2 rRNA genes are annotated in these 3,324 nt (G+C 52.7%); both read right to left on the bottom strand.

The window, feature by feature from the left end:
• Positions 1-77 precede the first annotated feature (77 nt).
• Positions 78-189: ribosomal RNA gene (gene rrf, locus HW554_RS20050) — 5S ribosomal RNA — on the bottom strand.
• 116 nt (positions 190-305) lie between these two features.
• Positions 306-3,217 (bottom strand): 23S ribosomal RNA (locus HW554_RS20045).
• Between the last annotated feature and the right edge of the window lie 107 nt (positions 3,218-3,324).

Below are 3,324 nucleotides of genomic sequence, written 5' to 3'. Positions count from 1 at the left end.
GCGGGCCATAAACGCGAGCTGCCCCGCGCATCCCGGGCCATGTGGCACTGGACGCTGCGGGGCAGCAAGCTTGATAAGGTTGGCGGCGACCGACTCTCCCACCGATGAAGGCAGTACCATAGGCGCTCCGGGGCTTAACGACTCTGTTCGGAATGGGAAGAGGTGAACACCCGGGCTAAAGCCACCATTATCAATTCAGCTCAGATTGTGCGTGTTCGCACACAACCAGCTGTGAAATTCGACATAGAGGCAGCGTAAAAGAAAAAGTAAGCGGCTATGCGTTCAAAACGCATGAGCTTGTATGCTACAGAAGTGTTCGAGCCCTTAGTACCCCTCGGCTATGTCATTTCTGACTTTACACCTGGGGCCTATCAACGTCCTAGTCTCGAACGGCTCTTAAATCGGATATCTCATCTTCAGGTGAGTTTCGCACTTAGATGCTTTCAGCGCTTATCTCATCCCAGCGTCGCTACCCAGCACTGCACCTGGCGGCACAACTGGCAGACGAGCGGCTGGTCCAACTCGGTCCTCTCGTACTAAAGTCAGGTCCTGTCAAATATCCCACGCCCACCACAGATAGGGACCGAACTGTCTCACGACGTTCTGAACCCAGCTCGCGTGCCACTTTAATCGGCGAACAGCCGAACCCTTGGGACCTTCTCCAGCCCCAGGACGTGACGAGCCGACATCGAGGTGCCAAACCTCCCCGTCGATATGAGCTCTTGGGGGAGATCAGCCTGTTATCCCCGGCGTACCTTTTATCCTTTGAGCGATGGCCCTTCCATACGGAACCACCGGATCACTATATCCGTCTTTCGACCCTGCTCGGCTTGTAGGCCTCACAGTCAAGCCCGCTTATGCTATTGCGCTCTGCATCCGGTTACCAAGCGGATTGAGCGGACCTTTGAAAGCCTCCGATACTTTTTTGGAGGCGACCACCCCAGTCAAACTACCCAGCAGACACTGTCTCCGTTTCCACAGATTAGGCACCAAACAACACAAGGGTGGTATTTCAACGGCGACTCCCCAAAACCTAGCGGCCCTGGCTCAACGTCTCCCACCTATGCTACACATGTGTTGTCCAGCGTCAATGTCAACCTATAGTAAAGGTGCACGGGGTCTTTCCGTCCCGTGGCGGGTACTCGGCATCTTCACCGAGACTACAATTTCACCGAGCTCACGGCTGAGACAGCGCCCAGATCGTTACACCATTCGTGCAGGTCGGAACTTACCCGACAAGGAATTTCGCTACCTTAGGACCGTTATAGTTACGGCCGCCGTTTACCGGGGCTTCGATTCAAACCTTCGCTCTTGCGAACTAAGTTCCCCTCTTAACCTTCCGGCACCGGGCAGGTGTCAGGCCTTATACGTCCGCTTACGCGTTAGCAAAGCCATGTGTTTTTGTTAAACAGTCGCCTGGGCCTTTTCACTGCGGCTTCTCGTATTGCTACGAGGAAGCGTCCCTTCTCCCGAAGTTACAGGACCATTTTGCCGAGTTCCTTGGCCGTGATTCACTCGAGCGCCTCAGGATTCTCTCCTTGACTACCTGTGTCGGTTTGCGGTACGGGTTATAAAGCAGTAAACGCTTAGCAGGTTTTCTTGGCAGTCTGATTAGGTACACTATCCCGTTGGCCGAAGCCGCAAGGTACTATCAGGTTTCAGCAAAGCCGGCGTACTTAACTACCAGCCCTATACCTACACCCTTTAACGAGCACTTCCGTCCGCTCGCGGTACTTTCACTACTGCGTCACTGCATCACTCCACTTCATAAGTGCTGGAATATCAACCAGCTGTCCATCGACGTAGCCTCTCGGCCTAGCCTTAGGTCCCGACTAACCCTGCTCCGATTAGCGTTGAGCAGGAAACCTTAGTCTATCGGCGAATGGGTTTCTCACCCATTTTATCGTTACTCATGCCTACATGTGCTTTTCTGGCCGCTCCAGCATGCCTGACGACACACATTCACCGCTGACCAGAATGCTCCCCTACCACTTACACACTAAAGTGTAAATCCATTGCTTCGGTACCGGACTTGATGCCCGCGTATTATCGATGCCCTCTCGCTCGACCAGTGAGCTGTTACGCACTCTTTAAAGGAATGGCTGCTTCCAAGCCAACCTCCTGGCTGTCAAAGCAAGTGGACCTCCTTTGTTCAACTTAGTCCGAATTTAGGGACCTTAGCAGATGGTCTGGGTTCTTTCCCTCTCGGCCTGGGACCTTAGCACCCCAAGCCTCACTGCCGGCTATATTACATGGCATTCGGAGTTCATCAGGATTCGGTAGGCTGTGACACCCCCTAGTCCTATTGGTAGCTCTACCTCCATGTAACTCTACGCCGACGCTGTACCTAAATACATTTCGGGGAGTACGAGCTATTTCTCAGTTTGATTGGCCTTTCACCCCTACCCTCAAGTCATCCAAATCCTTTTCAACGGAAACTGGTTCGGTCCTCCAGTTGGTGTTACCCAACCTTCAACCTGCTCAAGGGTAGCTCACAAAGTTTCGCGTCTACCCCCTCTGACTCTGCGCCCTATTCAGACTCGCTTTCGCTGCGGCTCCGAACTTTTAAGTTCTTAACCTTGCCAGAGAGGAGTAACTCGTAGGCTCATTATGCAAAAGGCACGCTATCAGGCCACTAAAGCCCTCTAACTGCTTGTAGGCACACGGTTTCAGGTTCTTTTCACTCCGGTATTCCCGGTTCTTTTCACCTTTCCCTCACGGTACTAGTTCACTATCGGTCTCTCAGGAGTATGTAGCCTTAGCGGATGGTGCCGCTGGATTCAGAGGGAATTTCTCCGGTTCCCCCCTACTCAGGAATCCTCTACCGTAAATTACCAGCTCGCCTACGGGATTCTCACCCTCTATGATCGACCTTCCCATGTCGTTCGGCTAAAGTAACTTAATCAGCTGTTGAGGTCCTACAACCCCGGACTGGCCGTAACCAACCCGGTTTGGGCTCCTCCCCGTTCGCTCGCCACTACTTGGGGAATCATTGTTATTTTCTTTTCCTCCGGGTACTTAGATGTTTCAGTTCCCCGGGTTTGCCCCTCTCCTCATACAAGGAAAGGCCCTAGTTCTTCAAACTAGTGGGTTGCCCCATTCGGAAATCAACGGATCAGTTGGTATGTGCCCATCCCCGTCGCTTATCGCAGCTTATCACGTCCTTCATCGCCTCTGAGAGCCTAGGCATCCCCCGTGTGCCCTTCTCTACTTCTCGTAGAGGACACGTCCGTAGACGTATCCGGCTCGGGTGACTAACCATAGGTTAATCACTCTATTGCTTTCTTTTTCTTTTACTCTGTTTTCCTCTATGTCAAAGAACGT

Origin of the sequence: Hymenobacter lapidiphilus (genome assembly GCF_013377885.1) — a bacterium.
GTDB lineage: Bacteria > Bacteroidota > Bacteroidia > Cytophagales > Hymenobacteraceae > Hymenobacter > Hymenobacter lapidiphilus.
The sequence above is the reverse complement of the archived record's forward strand: the minus strand, read 5'-3'. Positions and strand labels throughout refer to the sequence as shown.